At 66.3% G+C, this 16,501-nt stretch carries 9 protein-coding genes; 3 read left to right on the forward strand and 6 right to left on the reverse strand.

The window, feature by feature from the left end; translation table 11 throughout:
- Nucleotides 1-26: 26 nt before the first annotated feature.
- Entirely contained in the window at nt 27-1,808 is a 1,782-nt protein-coding gene (locus tag KY501_RS08365; protein ID WP_224362145.1) for a DUF4215 domain-containing protein, read from the reverse strand.
- A gap of 133 nt (nt 1,809-1,941) precedes the next feature.
- Nucleotides 1,942-3,144: an SET domain-containing histone-lysine N-methyltransferase gene (locus KY501_RS08370; RefSeq protein WP_224362146.1), complete on the reverse strand. Its 1,203-nt coding sequence runs from the start codon at nt 3,142-3,144 to the stop codon at nt 1,942-1,944.
- Between the two features lie 129 nt (nt 3,145-3,273).
- On the opposite strand from KY501_RS08370, the gene KY501_RS08375 reads away from it, so the two are divergent.
- Both KY501_RS08375 and KY501_RS08380 read left to right on the forward strand, forming a co-directional pair.
- Nucleotides 3,274-3,498, forward strand: a complete 225-nt coding sequence (locus KY501_RS08375) for a hypothetical protein (RefSeq protein WP_224362147.1) — start codon at nt 3,274-3,276, stop codon at nt 3,496-3,498.
- A 46-nt stretch (nt 3,499-3,544) separates the two neighbouring features.
- Nucleotides 3,545-4,186: a winged helix-turn-helix transcriptional regulator gene (locus KY501_RS08380; RefSeq protein WP_224362148.1), complete on the forward strand. Its 642-nt coding sequence runs from the start codon at nt 3,545-3,547 to the stop codon at nt 4,184-4,186.
- A 4-nt stretch (nt 4,187-4,190) separates the two neighbouring features.
- On the opposite strand, the gene uvrA is transcribed toward KY501_RS08380, so the two are convergent.
- Nucleotides 4,191-6,740 (reverse strand): excinuclease ABC subunit UvrA, encoded by a 2,550-nt coding sequence (gene uvrA / locus KY501_RS08385; RefSeq protein WP_224362149.1) that lies wholly within the window; start codon nt 6,738-6,740, stop codon nt 4,191-4,193.
- A gap of 71 nt (nt 6,741-6,811) precedes the next feature.
- Nucleotides 6,812-7,687, reverse strand: a complete 876-nt coding sequence (locus tag KY501_RS08390) for an SDR family NAD(P)-dependent oxidoreductase (RefSeq protein ID WP_224362150.1) — start codon at nt 7,685-7,687, stop codon at nt 6,812-6,814.
- A 140-nt stretch (nt 7,688-7,827) separates the two neighbouring features.
- On the opposite strand from KY501_RS08390, the gene KY501_RS08395 reads away from it, so the two are divergent.
- The gene (locus KY501_RS08395; RefSeq protein ID WP_224362151.1) at nt 7,828-8,436 is read left to right on the forward strand and encodes a TetR/AcrR family transcriptional regulator; all 609 of its coding nucleotides are present in this window, start codon (nt 7,828-7,830) and stop codon (nt 8,434-8,436) included.
- 305 nt (nt 8,437-8,741) lie between these two features.
- Here KY501_RS08395 and KY501_RS08400 read toward each other — a convergent pair whose 3' ends face one another.
- Together KY501_RS08400 and KY501_RS53885 are read right to left on the reverse strand one after the other, a co-directional pair.
- Entirely contained in the window at nt 8,742-9,179 is a 438-nt protein-coding gene (locus KY501_RS08400) for a YkgJ family cysteine cluster protein (protein ID WP_224362152.1), read from the reverse strand.
- A complete protein-coding gene (locus tag KY501_RS53885; RefSeq protein ID WP_224362153.1) occupies nt 9,167-16,468 on the reverse strand; it encodes a right-handed parallel beta-helix repeat-containing protein in 7,302 nt (2,433 codons plus the stop codon). The genes KY501_RS08400 and KY501_RS53885 overlap by 13 nt, the downstream gene beginning before the upstream one ends.
- Between the last annotated feature and the right edge of the window lie 33 nt (nt 16,469-16,501).

The raw sequence follows: 16,501 nt of genomic DNA on the forward strand, positions 1-16,501 counted from the left end.
GTGCCTCGGGCTGGCGGCGAGTTCGCTCAGCCGAAGATGACCTGGCAGGTGTTGCTGCAGGCGTCGCCGTTGTTGGTGTTGCCGTCGTCGCACTCCTCGCCGGCCTCCGACTGGATGACGCCATCACCGCAGCGCGGCCCCAGCACGCAGCCAGGAGCGCACTGGCCGTAGCCGCCAGTGTTCGTCGTGTTGTCGCACTGCTCGGGCGGCTGGACGACGCCGTCGCCACAGGTGGTCGCGCAACGGGTGCGGCGGGTGACGAAGTTGCTGAGGGTCAGTTTGTAGGAGGACTCGGTGGTGTGGCGCTCCGCCTGGAACACCACGGCCTCGTAGACCTTGCCCACGATGAGCTGCAGCTCCTGGGACTTCTCGTAGAGCTTGACGGTGCCTGTCTGCGCGGAGTGCAGACCGCCCAGATCCACCGCCAGGCGTCTGTTGATGAACACCCAGACATCGTCGTCTCCGACGAACTCCAGCTCCTCCGTGCCCTTGTACTCGAACCAGTAGCGGACCTCGCTGGTGAAGCTGAAGTTGTGGTTGTTGGTGAGCCGCTTCTCTTCGCCCGAGGCCACCCACCCCAGGTTGTCGAGCGGGAAGAAGGCCGGGTAGTTCTTCTGGTACGACGTCGTATTGGGGATGCGGTCCAGGACCAGCGTGGAGACGATGGGCTTGTTCACGTTCGCCGTGTCGCGGTACCACTGATCAAAGTAGGTTTTCCCGTGCGTGGTGCTGTTGTTGACGTTCGTCACCGCGTACACCGGCTTGCCATCCGAGCCGAGCTGGGTGGCGACGATTCCCTTCTCACCATTGCCCGTCTTGTCGTTGAAGTCCGGATGGACCAGGTTCGTGCCGTTGACCTGGCTGTCCTTGCCAATGAAGTCCCGGTACACGATGGGGATGGTGATCGCGTCGGGCGGCGCCTCGACGATGATCTTGCAGTCGAAGCCCGGCTCTAGCTTGCAGGTGGCCGAGCACCCATCGTTCTCGCGCAGGTTGCCGTCGTCGCACTCCTCGGTGTTGTCGCCCGAGAGGATCACTCCGTCGCCGCACACCGGGACGCAGTTGCCGTTGGTGCAGTTGGGCTCGCGGACGCACAGCGGCGAGCAGCCATCGCCCATGTCATGGTTGCCGTCGTCGCACTGCTCGGTGCCTTCCACGATCTTGTCGCCGCAAGTGGTGCGGACACAGGCCTGGCCCGGAGTGGGGCACTTGTAGCCATTCTCCAGGCGGCACTCGCTGGAGCACCCATCGCCGTTCGCGGGCGGGTTGTCGTTGTCCTCGCACTCCTCGTCTCCAGCGATGATGCCGTCACCGCACTGCGCGGCGGTGCAGCGGCCTCCGCCCGGCGGGCAGTACCAGCCACTCTCCTGGGTGCACGTGGCGCTGCATCCATCGTTGGGAGTGGTGTTGCGATCGTCGCACGTCTCACCGGTGCTGGTGCGGCCATCACCGCACACGTTGCGAATGCAGGGCGCGCCCGCGGTGTCACAGAACCACCCCGGCTCGATGGTCCTGCAGTCCGCGGCGCAGCCGTCCCCGGAGGTCTTGTTTCCGTCATCGCAGGCCTCACCGGCCTGGATCTCCCGGTTGCCACAGTTCGTGGGGTTGGGGCCTCCATCGGGCCCTCCGTCCGGTCCTCCAGTCGGTCCGCCGTCCGGTCCTCCCGTCGGGCCTCCATCCTTGCCGGAGCCTCCATCGGGATCGAGGTGCGGAGGATCGGGAGGGTCTCCCAAGCAGCCCGTGAGTGTGACGAGCAGGCAGGTCAGGAGCAGTTTCGAGGACGAGGATCGAGTGCGCGCACCGAGCATGGGCGCGATCGTGGAAGCCGGGGGCAGCGGAGTCAATCCTCGCCTGACAGGTTGCTGGCAAAGGTGCGCGGCCGGGCCGGAACCGCTTGACAAGATACCCGTTGGATCAGGTCCCGCTCGGCGGGCGCTCGGGTCAGCCGGCCTCGGCGTACACCTTGAGGATCTGCTTCTCTCCGCGGCGCAGCAGGATGCAGTTGCGCGCGTTCAGGGTGAGGTTGCCCTCTTGGAGCAGCCGCGTGTCCTCCTCCATGGAGGTCTCGTAGGTCTGGATGTGCGCCTTGCAGAGGGTGGCGAGGGCGCGGAAGACCCGTGCCTCGTTGACCGGGCTCAGCATCGCCTTGGCGCGGACGAGCGGATCGGGAGCGCTCTCGAGCACGGCCAGCTCCTCGGCCTGTGCGTGGACGATGCGCAGCTCGGAGACCAGCTCGGTGATGATCTTCACATCTGGCCAGAGCGGCAGCGAGAAGACCTGCCGGGAGGAAGGATCGGTGATCCCGAGCATCCGCAGCTTCTTTTCGAGGAGCGGATCCTCCTTGGGCAGCTCGAACGGAACGAGAACCTCGTTGTTCGGGTTGTGCTCGAAGACAAACCCGTAATAGCGCAGTTGGTGGAGGTTGCTGTTGTTGCCGTAGGTGGTGGCGAGCTCCTGGCCGCGGGCGACGGCCTGCCGGGTCTTCATCTCGTAGAACTGCCCATCCGGCGACCAGCCATAGGTGGAGTTCCAGGGGTTGGAGGCGTTGATCATGTCCCCCACGGGAGCCAGGCAGGTGATCGAGTTCCCCTCCAGCTTCGGGCTGAACTGGCGGGTGATGAGATCGAGGTGCGCCCAGACGAACTGGTCGAGCGGGAACCGCCTGAACTCGGGTACGAGCTTGACCGCACTGAGGTACAGGTGCTCGATCACCTGGCGGTGGACGGCGAGCACCTCTGGCAGCAGCGAGCCCTTCAGCAGGGAGAACTCGCTCTCCCCATAGTAGTAGGGGTGGGTGGGGAAGGCCGTCGGCTGCACGTCCAGGAACGGTTTCCAGAAGGAGGCCTCGCCTCGCTCCTTCTCCTGGAGAAGGAAGGCCGCCATGTACAGGTCCGGGGTGTCGAGCTCGGGGTGGGCCACGAGCAGACGGCCGATGTCCGAGCTCCGGGCGACCTTGTGTGTCACCAGGTGGCTGAGGGGAATCCGCAGGAAGATCTCGTCCGCGGCGAGGTCCGTGGCCGCGAAGAGGCCCCGTTCCCCCGTGGCCGAGGCGCCGATCTGGACTTTGGAGAAAGAGGCTCCACCCTGCTCGAGCCAGTGAAGGAGGCGGGAGATCGTGGGGTCCTGCGCCAGATCGGTGGTCATGGGCCGCGCAGCTTATCTGGGTTCCAGCTATTTACGGGGACTGACAACTCTCCGTGCGGCTTTGCGATAATCTGCGTCAGGAGTACGCGTACCAGGGCATGACCCCTGGGATTCTCGGAGGATAAGAAGATGGCCGGCCCGGTCAGTGGAGGTCAATCAGACATCTCTCAGATGATCTTCTCGCATCGCGAGCATCTGTCCCAGGTTCAGAGCCAGATGGTCGCGGCCGCGCCCCCCGAGCAACGCCCATTCCTCGAGGCCCAGTTCAAGTTCGAGAACGAGTCGCAAGCCACTGAGCTGATCACCAAGATGCTCAAGGGCGACGACACGATGAACGTCCTGCGGAACCTCTGAGCCGTCTTCGACGGTATGCCAAGGCAAGCCTCGTTATGATGAGGCGATGGCCAAGCGCGAGTACGGACAGTTCTGCGGACTGGTGCGAGCCTTGGAGTTCGTGGGCGAGCGCTGGGCCCTGCTCATTGTTCGGGATCTGCTGGTCAGCCCGAAGCGCTTCACCGATCTGCGTCAGGGGCTCCCGAAGATCCCGACGAACATCCTCTCGGCGCGGCTCAAGGAACTGGAGCAGGCGGGCGTCGTTCGCCGCCGGGTGCTGCCTCGGCCGCTGGGCTCCGTCGTGTACGAGCTGACCGAGTACGGCAACGAGCTCGAAGACATCGTCATGCGCCTGGGCCGCTGGGGCGCCAAGGCCCTGACGGTGCCGGGACCGGAGGAGATCGTCACGGTGGACTCGATGATCATGGCCATGCGCTCGACCTTCCGCCCCGAGGCGGCGCGTGATGTCACCGTGAGCTATGAGCTGCGCGTGGGCCCGGTGGTCTTCCACGTGCGTGTCGACCACGGGAAGCTCACGGTCAAGGAGGGCCCGCTGCCGGATGCGGAGCTCGTCATCGAGACGGGGCCCGCGATCAAGGCGCTGATGGCGGATGAGCTCAGCCCCGAGGATGCCATCGCCAACGGGAGTGTCCGCCTCACGGGGGAGCCCAAGCTGCTGTCCCGGTTCGTCGAGCTCTTCCACATCTGACGGCTCATGACAGGGCGCTCGCCAGGAAGGGCGCGGTGCGGCTCGCCGAGACGGTCGCGATCTTGGCAGGTGCTCCGGAGGCCACCACCCGGCCGCCCTCGTCACCGGCACCCGGGCCCATGTCGATCACCCAGTCGCTCGCGGCGATCACACGCATGTCGTGCTCGACGAGGATGACGGTGTTGCCCGACTCGACCAGGCCGTTGAGCTGCGTCATGAGCTTGTCCACGTCGGAGGGGTGCAGGCCGGTGGTGGGCTCGTCGAGGATGTAGAGCGTGTCGCCGCGCTGGGTCCGCTGCAGCTCGGTCGCGAGCTTGATCCGCTGGGCCTCGCCGCCGGAGAGCTCGGTCGCGGGCTGGCCCAGCCGCAGGTAGCCCAGGCCGACCTCTCGCAGGACGCTCAGCGAGCGGAGCACCTGCGGTTCCTCGGCGAAGAACGCATGGGCCGCGTCGACGGTCATCCCCAGCACCTCGGCGATGTTCTTGCCTCGATACCGAATCTCCAGGGTCTTGGCGTTGTAGCGGGCCCCGTGACATGTGGGGCAGGGCGCGTAGACGCTGGGCAGGAAGAGCAGCTCGACGCTCACGAAGCCTTCGCCCTCGCACGTGTCACAGCGTCCCTTGGCGACGTTGAACGAGAAGCGCCCGGCATCGAAGCGGCGGGCCTTCGCTTCCTTGGTCGAGGCGAAGAGCTTGCGCACGCTGTCGAAGAGGCCCGTGTAGGTCGCCAGGTTGGAGCGCGGTGTGCGGCCGATGGGCTTCTGATCGACTCGCACCAGCCGCTTGATGCCCTCCAGGCCCGAGGCGATTCGACCACCCGTGGTGAGCACGACGGTGCGCTCCAGCTCCTCTCCCTCATCCTCGTCGGAGGGGGACTCGTGGCCCAGGTGCTCCGCGACCAACTCCACGAGGACCTGGCTCACGAGGCTCGACTTCCCCGAGCCGGAGATGCCGGTCACCGAGGTGAATACGCCCAGCGGGAAGGCCACGTCGAGCTCGTGCAGGTTGTTGCGTGAGACTCCTTCGAGTCGGAGCCATCCCTTGGGTGTGCGCGGTGTGCGGCGCTGCACGGTCTCGGTTCCGAAGAGGTAGCGCCGTGTCCGGGAGTCCTCCACGGATTGGAGCCCTTCGAGCGGTCCACTATAGAGGATGCGTCCGCCCTGCTCGCCCGCGGCCGGTCCGACATCGACGATCCAGTCCGCGTGTCGGATCACGTCTACCTCGTGCTCCACGACAAAGAGCGAGTTGCCCGAGTGCTTGAGCTGATCGAGCGCCTTCAGCAGGGACTGGGTGTCCGCGGGATGCAGGCCCGCGGAGGGCTCATCGAGTACGTACACCACGCCGAACAAGTTGGAGCGCACCTGGGTGGCGAGCCGCAGCCGCTGGAGCTCGCCGGGCGAGAGGGTAGGGGTGCTGCGATCGAGCGAGAGGTAGCCCAGTCCGAGCTCGGTCAGGGCCTGGATGCGCGCCAGCAGATCCTTGGCGATTCGTTGCGCGACCAGGGCCTTCTCCGGGTGGAGTTGCGCCTGCTTGGCCGAGCCCTGGGATTTCCCTTCGGCTGCGGGTTTCAGGATGTCGGCCACGCGCTTCAACGGGAGGTTGGAGAACTCGCCGATGTCGAGTCCCGCGAAGGTGACGGACAGGGGTTCGCGACGCAGCCGCTTGCCATGGCAGAGGGGGCACTCGCCGCTCACCATGTACTGCGACACCCGCTTCTTCATCAGCGCGCTCTGTGTCGTGGCGAAGGTCTGCAGCACGTACTTCCTGGCGCTCGTGAACGTCCCCATGTAGCTGGGAGGTTCCTTGCGCTTCAGGGCGCGGCGCGTCTCAGCGGGAGTGAAACCCGCGTAGACGGGGACGGTGGGTTGCTCCTCGGTGAAGAGGATCCAGTCCCGATCCTTCTGGGGGAGCTCCCGCCACGGGCGGTCGACGTCGTAGCCAAGCGTCACCAGGATGTCGCGCAGGTTCTGTCCGTGCCAGGCGGGAGGCCATGCGGCGATCGCACGCTCGCGGGTGGTCAACGAGTCATCCGGCACCATGGAGCGCTCGGTCGCCTCGTAGACGCGGCCCAGGCCATGGCAGTTGGGACAGGCGCCCGCCGGAGTGTTGGGCGAGAACGCGTCCGAGTCGAGGTGCGGCTGGTTCGGAGGGTAGGTCCCGGCGCGCGAGTACAGCAGGCGCAGGGAGTTGGAGATCGTGGTCACGCTGCCCACGGAGGAACGGGTCGTCGGAGCGCCGCGGTGCTGTTGGAGGGCCACAGCCGGGGGCAGCCCATCGATGGCATCGACCTCGGGAATGCTGGCCTGATCGATCAGCCGCCGTGCATAGGGCGCCACGGACTCGAAGTACCGCCGCTGTGCCTCCGCATAGAGCGTCCCGAAGGCCAGCGAGGACTTGCCCGAGCCGGAGACTCCGGTGAAGACGACGAGGGCATCCCGAGGGATCTCGACGTCCACGTTCTTCAGGTTGTGCTGACGGGCCCCTCGTACCCGGACGTTGCCTGTCTTGGTGTCGTTAGGAGTCTCTGAACGGTGATGGGTGCGCGGGGTGGGCATTTTCGGCCACGCATGAAAGTGCTCCCAGGCGCAGGAACAAGGGTTTTTACCGTCCCGTCAGCGGCGAGTGGTCACTTCGGAACGCGCTCGGAGACACTGGGGCGGTCCGCACTCGCGCTCAGGGTGTAGGCGGCGTAGATGGCGCTGACCTTCTCCAGGACCTTGCGTCCCTGCCCGGCGAACCCCGGTTCCTTCACCTTGCCTCTGCTTACGTAGACGCCTGTCGCATCCCGGGTGTCTCCCAGCGCACCTTCGTACAGCCGAGCAGCCCCGCTGCTGGGGGGTGGGAAGAACAGCTTCATGAGAGTCCACACGAAGAAGGGGAGCCCTGAGGCCTTGTTGCGCCTCAAGGTGTTGGTGCCTCCTGGATCCACGCTGCGGATCTTGATGCCCTCGGCAGCCAGCTGCGGGGCGATCTCCCGGGCCCACAGGGTGACGGCCAGCTTGGTTGCCGTATAGGGTCCGAAGAGCATCTTGAAGTGGGTCGGACGCTCCAGCGTGTCGGGATCGAACTTCCGGGTGAATTGGAACGAATCGGAAGAGGTGTTGATGACGGTCTTCAACGTCCCTCTTCGCAGCTGCTCCTTCAGCTCCATGAGGAGGATGTAGGGCACGAGCGTCTGCACCTCGAAGTGCAGCTCGCGTCCCTGCTTGGAGAAGCGGAGCTCCGGGATGCTGCCGCCCGCGTTGTTGAACAGGACATCGATCTTTTCTTCTCGGGCCTTGAGTTCGCGCAAGGCGGCCCTCAGGCTGTCGAAGTCGCCGAGGTCGGCTTTGTAGATTCGAAGCCGCTTCTCGCTCACGCTCTCGCGGATCAGCGGATCATTTTCAGCGAAGCCCGAGCGGACCAGCGCGATGACCTGCCAGTCTTCCGTGAGCAGTCTGCGGGTCAGAGCGAGCCCGATCCCGTTGCTCGCTCCGGTGATGAGTGCGACGCGATCCTGCATGGGTGATTCCCTCCAGGGAACGGCTGCCAGGACATCGGCACCAACCGGATAGAAAATCCGCTTGAAGGGGATATAAAGGGGCCAAAACGGATACGCAATCCGTTCGGATATGGAGTCCGATTCGTTGTTAGGATCGGCACATGAAGAAACGGGAGGACCCACCGAAGAAGCGAGAGGTGCCGCCGGAGGAGGAGCCGCTACGGGCGGATGCCGCGCGCAACCGGGACCGCGTGCTCTCGGTGGCCCGCAAGCTCCTGGCCCACGGCGATTCTTCCCTGCAGATGAACCAGATCGCACGCTCGGCTGGAGTGGGAGTGGGGACGGTGTACCGGCACTTCCCCACGCGACAGGATCTCTTGGAGGCGCTTGTGAACGAGCACCTCGAGGCCCTGCTCGAAGAGGCTCGCAAGGGGCAGGAGTCCGACGATCCGAGAGCCGGTCTCCAGCGGTTCCTGCGCGCGGTCCTGGCGCTGCAGCTGGCGGACGTGGGACTGGCGGAGGTTGTCAATGCTCCCAAGGACGCCCAGAGCCGGACGTCGCAACTGAAGGCCGGGCTCATCGGAGCCATCCAGCGGATGCTGGGACGGGCCCAGCGGGCGGGCGTGGTGCGCGACGACATTGGCGCGGAAGACATCCAGCGGCTGATGTGCGGTGTCGAGCACGCCGCGCGCATCGGAAGTGAGCCACTTGCCCTGGGCGAGCGTTACCTGACCATTCTGCTGGAAGGCCTGCGCCCAGCCTCGGGGTGAGCTGCTCGAAGGCCGCAGGGTGTGAGCCGTTTCACAGGGGCAGTGTGAACCCATTCACTGAGCCAGGGCTGCCGATGGCGCAGAGTGCCTCCAACGACGACGCGACTCCACCCGTCGGCTGTCCTGGAGGCACCATGCAGAGACCATGCGAGGACCTGTGCCTGGTTGCCGCTCTGTGAGGGGCGCGCGGAGCCTGTAGTTCTCGATGCCCGTCACACGGAGGCCACGCACCCCGGGGGGGAGGTGCGTGGCCTTCGCCTTTTCAGGCCGTAGCTACGCCCGGGAGCCTCTGTGAAACCCCCGGCTCACTCGGGGTGGGCCGCGAACCACTCGAAGAAGGTGATCGAGGGCCCTGCCAGTCTCTTCAGCGTCTCCTCCAGGGCATCCTGGTTGCTCCAGAGGATGCCCTCCTCACCGTGCTGCTCCAGGGCTTGGGCGATGACCACGTTCGCGTCCAGGAGCGGGCAGGTATAGGGCTGCTTCGCACCCGCTTGTTCCCACTCCGCCGCCCGAGCGCGGATCTCCGCCTGGGTTTCGCGGGGCAGTTGAAGGAAGCCTTCCCAGAGAACGGTCCACTCCAGAGCGGTGATGGACAGCGGGTCGGCCAGATGGCGGCAGCAGTGATCACAGCCCATGCGGCAGGGCCACCAGGTGCGCTCGCGGGTGGTGTCTGCCGCTCGCGCCTCCAGCCGCTCGTACAATTCCGCCAGCGCTCGCCGTTGCGCCTCGTTTACCGTCTCCACCTGAGCCTCCTGATCCTCCCGAGGAGAGAGAGGAGCAACAGGCCGAACACCGAGCCCCCGGCTCCCGATCCGCTGCAGCCGCAGCCCTTGTTCTCATCCTGCGGCTCAGAGGGTGCATCCACACAGACACCCTCCTGGCACGTCTTGCCCGTACCGCACTCCGGAGTCGCGCTGCAGAACGTGTCGGGTGTGTTCGGATCTGTCTCGCCCGGGTCGAGCAGGCCGTTGTGGTTGGCGTCCTCTTCACCGTCCTTGCGGCCGTCACCGTCCGTGTCGGCAGTGAGCGGATCCGTGCTGGTGCTTGGGTCCGCGTCAGCTGCGAACTGTTCCTTCGACACGTCGGTTCCGCCGGGCGGCGAAGAGACCGCCATCTCCGTTCCGTCGAACAGACCATCGCCATCGCTGTCCGGATCCCGCACGTTGGGCAGGCCGTCACCATCCGTGTCCTCATTAGGCCGAGGCTCGCGGCCATCGATGACGCCATCATCATCCGTGTCGGCGTCATGCGGATCGGTGCCCGCCTCGAACTCGGCGACGTTGGAGAGCTGGTCTCCATCCGAGTCGAGAGCTCCGTCACCCGGTGAGCTCGGGTCGAACCCGTGGGCCACCTCCCAGGCGTCGGACATGCCATCGCCGTCGAAGTCGTCGGCGACGGTCACGGAGGTGCTGACGCTCTGGCCGCCCACGGTCACCTGGAGGGTGTTCGCGAACGTCCCGCTCTCCAGGCCCGCGGTGAACAGGCCCGAGGCGTCGATCGTACCGCCACCGTGGACTGTCTCCCAGGTCGCGGGGATCCGCAGCTCGTTGTCGAACGCGTCATAGGCCTTCGCGCTGAAGGCAACTGTCCCCTGAATGACCACTGTCGGATTCTGGGGCGAGAGCACCACGCGGTGGAGGGGACCGGGTGCCACGACGACCGAGGACGTCCCCGTGAGGCCGTTGGCCGTGGCGATCACGCTCTCTGGGTACGTGCCCGGTACATGGGCCGCGGTGAAGAGCCCCTCCGGGGTGATGGTGCCGGCCGCATGCAAGGCCGACCAGACGGGCGAGATGGGGACTTCGTTGCCCTCGGCATCCTCGGCTCTCGCGCTGAGTTGCTGCACTCCGCGAGGGCCCACCTGGATGAGCGCGGGCGTCACGACGATCCTCGTGACGTCACCGGGCGTGAGCGTGAGGTCGGCGGACCCACTCACGCCGTCGATCTGCGCCCTCACCGCGTTGGGGTACAGCCCCGCGATGGAGCCGGCCGTGAACAGGCCATCGGCATCAATGCTGCCCACGGCCGCCGAGCTGACCGACCAACTCGGCGTACTGGACACCGGGTTGCCCCAGGCATCGGTTGCGGTCGCCGTGAGCTGCTGGGTACCACGTACCCTCAGTGCTACGGACGCAGGAGTCACCTGCACGGTCTGGACCGGACCCGGGTTGACCGTGACGCTGGCCGTGGCAGACACGGTGCCGCTCGTGACGCTCACGGTGTGCTCGAAGATGCCAGGCGTGGTCCCCGCGGTGAACAGACCGCTCGGGCTGATGGCTCCACCCCCGTTGCTCGCGATCCAGGAGACCGGGGCCGAGGGCAGCACGTTGAGGCAGTTGTCCTGGACGGTCGCGGTGAACTGCTGCGTATCCTGGACCGTCAGCGTCGCTGCGGCGGGAGCGAGCGTGACGAGGGCAGCCGGGCCTGGAGTGAGCGTCACCGTCGCCGAGGAAGACTGGCCATCCGCCGTCGCGGTGACCGCACCTGCGTACGTCCCCGGCGCGCAGCTCGCGGTGAAAAGGCCACTCGAGTCGACGGTTCCCGCCGCGCCGCTCGCGGACCAGGTGATCACCGCCTCGGGGATTGGGGTGTCCGAGGTGTCATACGCCGTCGCGGTGAACTGCTGGGTGCCCTGAACGGCCAGCGTGGAGTCCGAGGGCATCACGACGACGTAGGAAGCACTCGGCGGGACATAGGGGAAGGCGCCCATGTCCAGGCCATCGGAAGCGGCGTGTCGGCACGGCGAGGTGGCCTGGAGCGAGAAATCCGGCTCGCCGACGTACAGGGGATCGACGGAGAGGCTTCCGGGGCCCGGGACGACATAGACGTTGTAGTCGGAGTCGCTGTGGCCCCAGACGTTGTTGTGGTGGACCGAGCGAGCGGGGCGCCCGGTGTAGGGGAAGTAGATGCCGTGGAGGCCGTTCGAGGTGATGACGTTGTCGGTGAGGGTCACTTCCCCAGAGAAGTCGTAGACGACGATGGCGCCCTGGAGGTTGCCGGTGATGGTGTTGTGACGGAGGACCGTGGGCGCAGCCAGGCCAATGACGTAGGCGCTATAGATCAAGGGATCATTGTCATGCACCAGGCTGTATTCCATCAGGGTGCTCCCCCCACTGGTGTGGAGGGCTGCATGGCAGTTCCGCAGGGTGCCGTGACTGAACGTCGTGGTGCCCCCTTTGACATACAGACATGTGTCGGCGCCCTGGATGGTGGAGTGGCTGAAGGTCGAGGTACCTGTGCTGAGCACGCCGATGCGGCCTGCTTGGATGGTGGCGTACTCGAAGGCGGCCGAGCCTCGGATGAACACGCCCTCGGCGCCGGTGGCGGTGAAGGTGACTGGCGCGTCACTCGTGCCCTGCACGGCCAGGTTTCCGTCGATGAAGAGCTCGGTCTTCGTCGTGTCCGCGCCAGCGCCGAGCGCATCCGTGGTTGCGAAGGTGAGGGAGGCACCCGGAGCCAGGGTGAGGGTGACACCGGGACGGACGGTCAGATCTCCCGCCAGGGTGTTGGCCCCCGTGAGGGTCAGGTCCGAGAAGAGGACGCCCGTGAGGATTGGAGTGGGGTGGCCTTCATAGGCAAAGGCGCCCATGTCGGTGCCATCCGAAGCGGCCATGCGTGCGGGCGAGTACTCGGTGAGGCGGAAGTCCGAATCGCTCACGAAGAGCGGGTTGGCGGAGATGCCGCCAGGGCCCGAAGGCATGATGGGGTAGTAGACCGTTCCATTGTCCCACACGTCATTGTGGTGGATGACGCGAGGCTGGCTGGTGCTATCGATGCTGAAGCCTGGGTTGGGATAGCGAGCGGTGATGATGTTGTCGTAGATGCTGACGGGGCCTGCGGTATCTCGTACGCGGAGGGCTCTGTAGGTGTTGCCGGTGATCGTGTTGTGGACGAGGTGGGCCGAGGCTCTCAGGTCGATGGCTTCCTGGCCGTAGCTCGGATTACCGCTGGTGCGCACCAGGCTGTAGAGGAGATCGGTGATGCCTCCGTCGGCACGGATCGCCTGACTGCAGCTCTGCAGGGCGCCATGGCTGAAGGAGAGGGTGCCTCCCGCGACGAGGAGGCATTGGGTGGTGGCCCCCTGGATCGTGGTGTGGTGGAGGGCCGAGGTACCCGTATTGCTCACGCCGAAGAGGCCCGCGTTCAAGGTGACGTAGTCGAGGGTCGCCGTGCCCTGGACGCGAAGACCGTAGGCTCCGGTGGCGTTGAGGGTGACGGGAGCCTCCAGGGTGCCTTGAACCGCGAGGGTGCCGTCGACGATGAGCTCGGTGCGCGCCGTGTCCACCCCCGAGCGCAGGCCATCAGGAACCGCGAAGGTGAGGGAGGCGCCCGGAGTCAGGGTGAGGGTGACGCCGGGGCGGATGGTGAGATCTCCATCCAGGGTGTTGGCACCTGAGAGGATCTTGTCCGAGAAGAGAACGCCCTGGAGAGAACTCGTGGGATGACCTTCATAGGCGAAGGCGCCCATCTCCGTGCCATCCGAGGCGGCCATGCGGACCGGCGAGTTCTCGGTGGGGCGGAAGTCCGTGGCGCTGACCAGCAGCGGGTTGGCGGAGATGCCGCCGGCTCCCGGGCTGACGTAGGCGTAGTTGCCGACTCGATGTCCCCAGACGTTGTTGTGGTGGACCGAGCGCGTGGGGAGGGTGAGATCGTTGAAGTAGAGGCCGAAGGTGCCGCTCGAGGCGATGAGGTTGTCGTGAAGGTCGACATCGCCGGAGAACTTGTTGATGAGGACGCCGCCCTCGGTGTTGCCGATGATGGAGTTATGCACCAGGGTGGCCGGTCCACCGAAGCTGAGGGCGTACCGGCTGCCCGCGCTGGCGCCGCTGGTGTGCACCACGCTGGAGGTGAGCTCGACGGCGCCCCCGGTCGTGAGGATCGCCTGGGGACAGCTCCGCAGGGTGCCGTGGGTGAAGGACAGCGTGCCGCCGGTGACGCGCAGGCACTCGGTGGTGGCTCCCTGAACGATGGAGTTGGCGAAGGTGGTGGTGCCGGAATTGACCACGCCATAGAGCCCCGCGTTGACGGTGGCGGAGTCGAAGGTGGCCGAGCCGCTCACGATGCGCACGCCATAGGCACCGGTCGCCATGAGGGTGATGGGCGACGTGCTGGTGCCCTGGGCGACGAGGGTGCCGTCGACGATGAGTTCGGTGCGTGCCGTGTCCACGCCGGAGCGCAGGCCATCGGCGGCGGGGAGCATGAGGGAAGCGCCCGGAGCCAGGGTGAGGGTGACCCCCGCGCGGACAGTCAGGTCTCCATCCAGGGTGTTGGCACCGGTGAGGATCTTGTCCGAGAAGAGGACTCCCATGAGGGCAGGGGTGGGGACGCCTGAATAGGTGAAGGCGCCGATATCGGTGCCATCCGAGGCGGCCAGACGCGCCGGAGAGTTCTCGGTGAGGTGGAAGTCCGAGGCGCTCACGAAGAGCGGGTGGGCGGAGATGCTGCCAGGGCCCAGCGTGCCGAGTTCGTTGCGGTAGTTGGTGACATGGTCCCAGACGTTGTTGTGATGCAGGGTCTGGGTGGGGGCGGCGTTGCTGGTGAAGCTGATGCCCAAGCTGCCGTTGGACGTGATGAGGTTGTCATGGAAGTCCACGGCCCCGGAGAAGTTGCTGATCTGGATGGCGCCATAGGTGTTGCCGGTGATCGTGTTGTGGACCAGGGTGGTCGGAGCGCCCAACGCGATGGCGGCGCGGGAGCCGGAGCTGGAGCCACTGGCGCGCACCAGGTTGTTGCGGAGTTCGATGGTGCCGCCGAGAGCGAGGAGCGCTTGTGGGCAGCTCTGCAGGGTGCCGGAGGTGAAGGACAGCGTGCCACCGGTGACGCGCAGGCACTCGTTCGAGGCCCCCTGAACAGTGGAGTGGTGGAGGGTGGAGGAGCCGGCGCTGATCACGCCATAGAGGCCGGCGCTCAAGGTGGTGTACTCGAGGGTCGCCGAGCCCTGGACGCGGATGCCGTAGGCCCCGGTGGCGGTGAGGGTGGCGGGAGCCTCGCTGGTGCCTTGAACGGCCAGGGTGCCGTCGACGATGAGCTCGACGCGTGCCGTGTCCAGACCCGAGCGCAGGCCATCCGTGGACGCGAAGGTGAGGGAGGCGCCAGGAGCCAGGGTGAGGGTAACGCCGGGGCGGATGGTGAGATCTCCGTCCAGGGTGTTGGCGCCCGTGAGGAGCTTGTCGGAGAAGAGGATGCCCTGGAGCGACGTGGTGGGCTGGCCCGCATACGCGAAGTCGAGGGCCCCCAGATCGGTGCCGTCCGAGGCGGCCATGCGGGCGGGAGAGTTCTCCGAGAGGTGGAAGTCCGAGCTGCTCACGAAGAGCGGGTTGGCGGAGATGCTGCCGGGCCCCGGGACGAGATAGGTGCTGAGGTTGAAGGTGCTGTGCCCCCAGAGATCATTGTGGTGGATCGAGAGGGTCGGGGGAGTCGAAGAGGGCGCGCTGATGCCGTAGGCGCCATTGGAGGCGATGATGTTGTCGGAGATCTCGACGTTGCCGGAGAAGGTGACGACCTGGACGCCGCCGTAGTTGTTGCTGGCGATGGTGTTGTGGACGAGGGTGGCCGTCGCTCGCAGGGAGAGGGCGTACCGGGAGCTGTTGGCACCACTGGCTCGCACCAGATTGTGGCGGAACTCGGTGGTGCCTCCATCGGTGACGAGCGCGTAGGAGCAGTTCTGCAGGATGCCGTGGCTGAAGGAGGTGGTGCCCCCGGTCACGTTCAGGCAGGTATTGGAAGCCCCTTGGATCGTGGAGTTGATGAGGGTGGAAGTGCCGGAGCTGCGCACGCCGTAGAGTCCCGCGGCGATGGTGACGGAGTTGAAGCTGGCCGAGCCCTGGACACGAACGCCATAGGCATTGGTGGCGGTGAGGGTGATGGGGGCGGCGGTGGTGCCCTGGGCGTTCAGCGTGCCATCGACGATGAGCTCGGTGCGTGCCGTGTCCAGGCCCGAGCGCTGGCCGTCCGTGGCTGCGAAGGTGAGGGAGGCGCCCGGAGCCAGGGTCAGGGTGGCACCGGGGCGGATGGTCAGGTCCCCAGCGAGCGTGTTGGAGCCGGTGAGCGTCTTGTCGGAGAAGAGGATGCCCTGAAGGGAAGGGCTGGGATCGCCGGTATAGGGGAAGGCTCCCAGATCGGACCCGTCCGAGGCCGCCATGCGTGCCGCGGAGAGCTCGGTGATGCGGAAATTGGGCGCGCCGACGAAGAACGGGTCGACAGAGATGCTGCCGGGGCCGGGGGTGACGCCGCTGGAGTAGTTCGTGCTGTGATTCCAGACGTCGTTGTACTGGACGGTTCGAGCGGGGCTGCTGGAGGAGGAGAAGAAGATGCCCTCGCTCGCGTTGGAACTGATGATGTTGTCGGTGAGGGTGACGGTGCCGGTGAAGACATTGACCTGGACGGCGCCGTAGGTGTTGCCCGTGATGGTGTTGTGGTTGAGCTGGGTCGTGGCCTGCAGGGCGATGGCGTGCTTGTAGGTGGCGCCACTCGTGGTGACCAGGCTCTGGCGGAGCGTGGTGCTCCCACCGTTGGTGACCAGGGCCTGGGTGCAGCTCCGCAAGGTGCCGGTGCTGAAGGTGGTGGTGCCTCCATCCACGTGGAGGCACTCCGTGGTGGCTCCCTGGATCGTGGTGCGGTTGAAGGTGGCGTTGCCGGTGCTGACCACGCCGAAGAGGCCGGCGTTGAGGGTGGCGTCATCGAAGGTGGCGGAGCCCAGGTTCAGGACTCGCACGCCGTACGCGCCCGTGGCGGTGAAGGTGATGGGCGAGGCGCTGGTGCCCTGGACGAGGAGCTTGCCCAAGACGATGAGCTCGGTCCGGGCCGGGTCCACCCCCGAACGCTGGCTGTCGGTCGTCGCGAAGGTGACCTGGACGCCGGGCTGGAGGGTCAGGGTGACGTTCGAGGGGATCGTGACGTCCCCGGTGAGGACCCAGGGATTGCCAGCGGGCGTCCAGGTGGTGTTGCTGGAAAGAGTGCCAGACACGTCGGTGGCCAGCACGGTTGCGGGAATGAGGGCGGTGGCAAGAGCCAGCAGGCGAGCGGGAGACACGGCCATTCCTTTCGCGCGCTCCGGCTATGAGCG

The organism is Hyalangium versicolor, from assembly GCF_020103695.1.
In the GTDB taxonomy this organism is placed as follows: domain Bacteria; phylum Myxococcota; class Myxococcia; order Myxococcales; family Myxococcaceae; genus Hyalangium; species Hyalangium versicolor.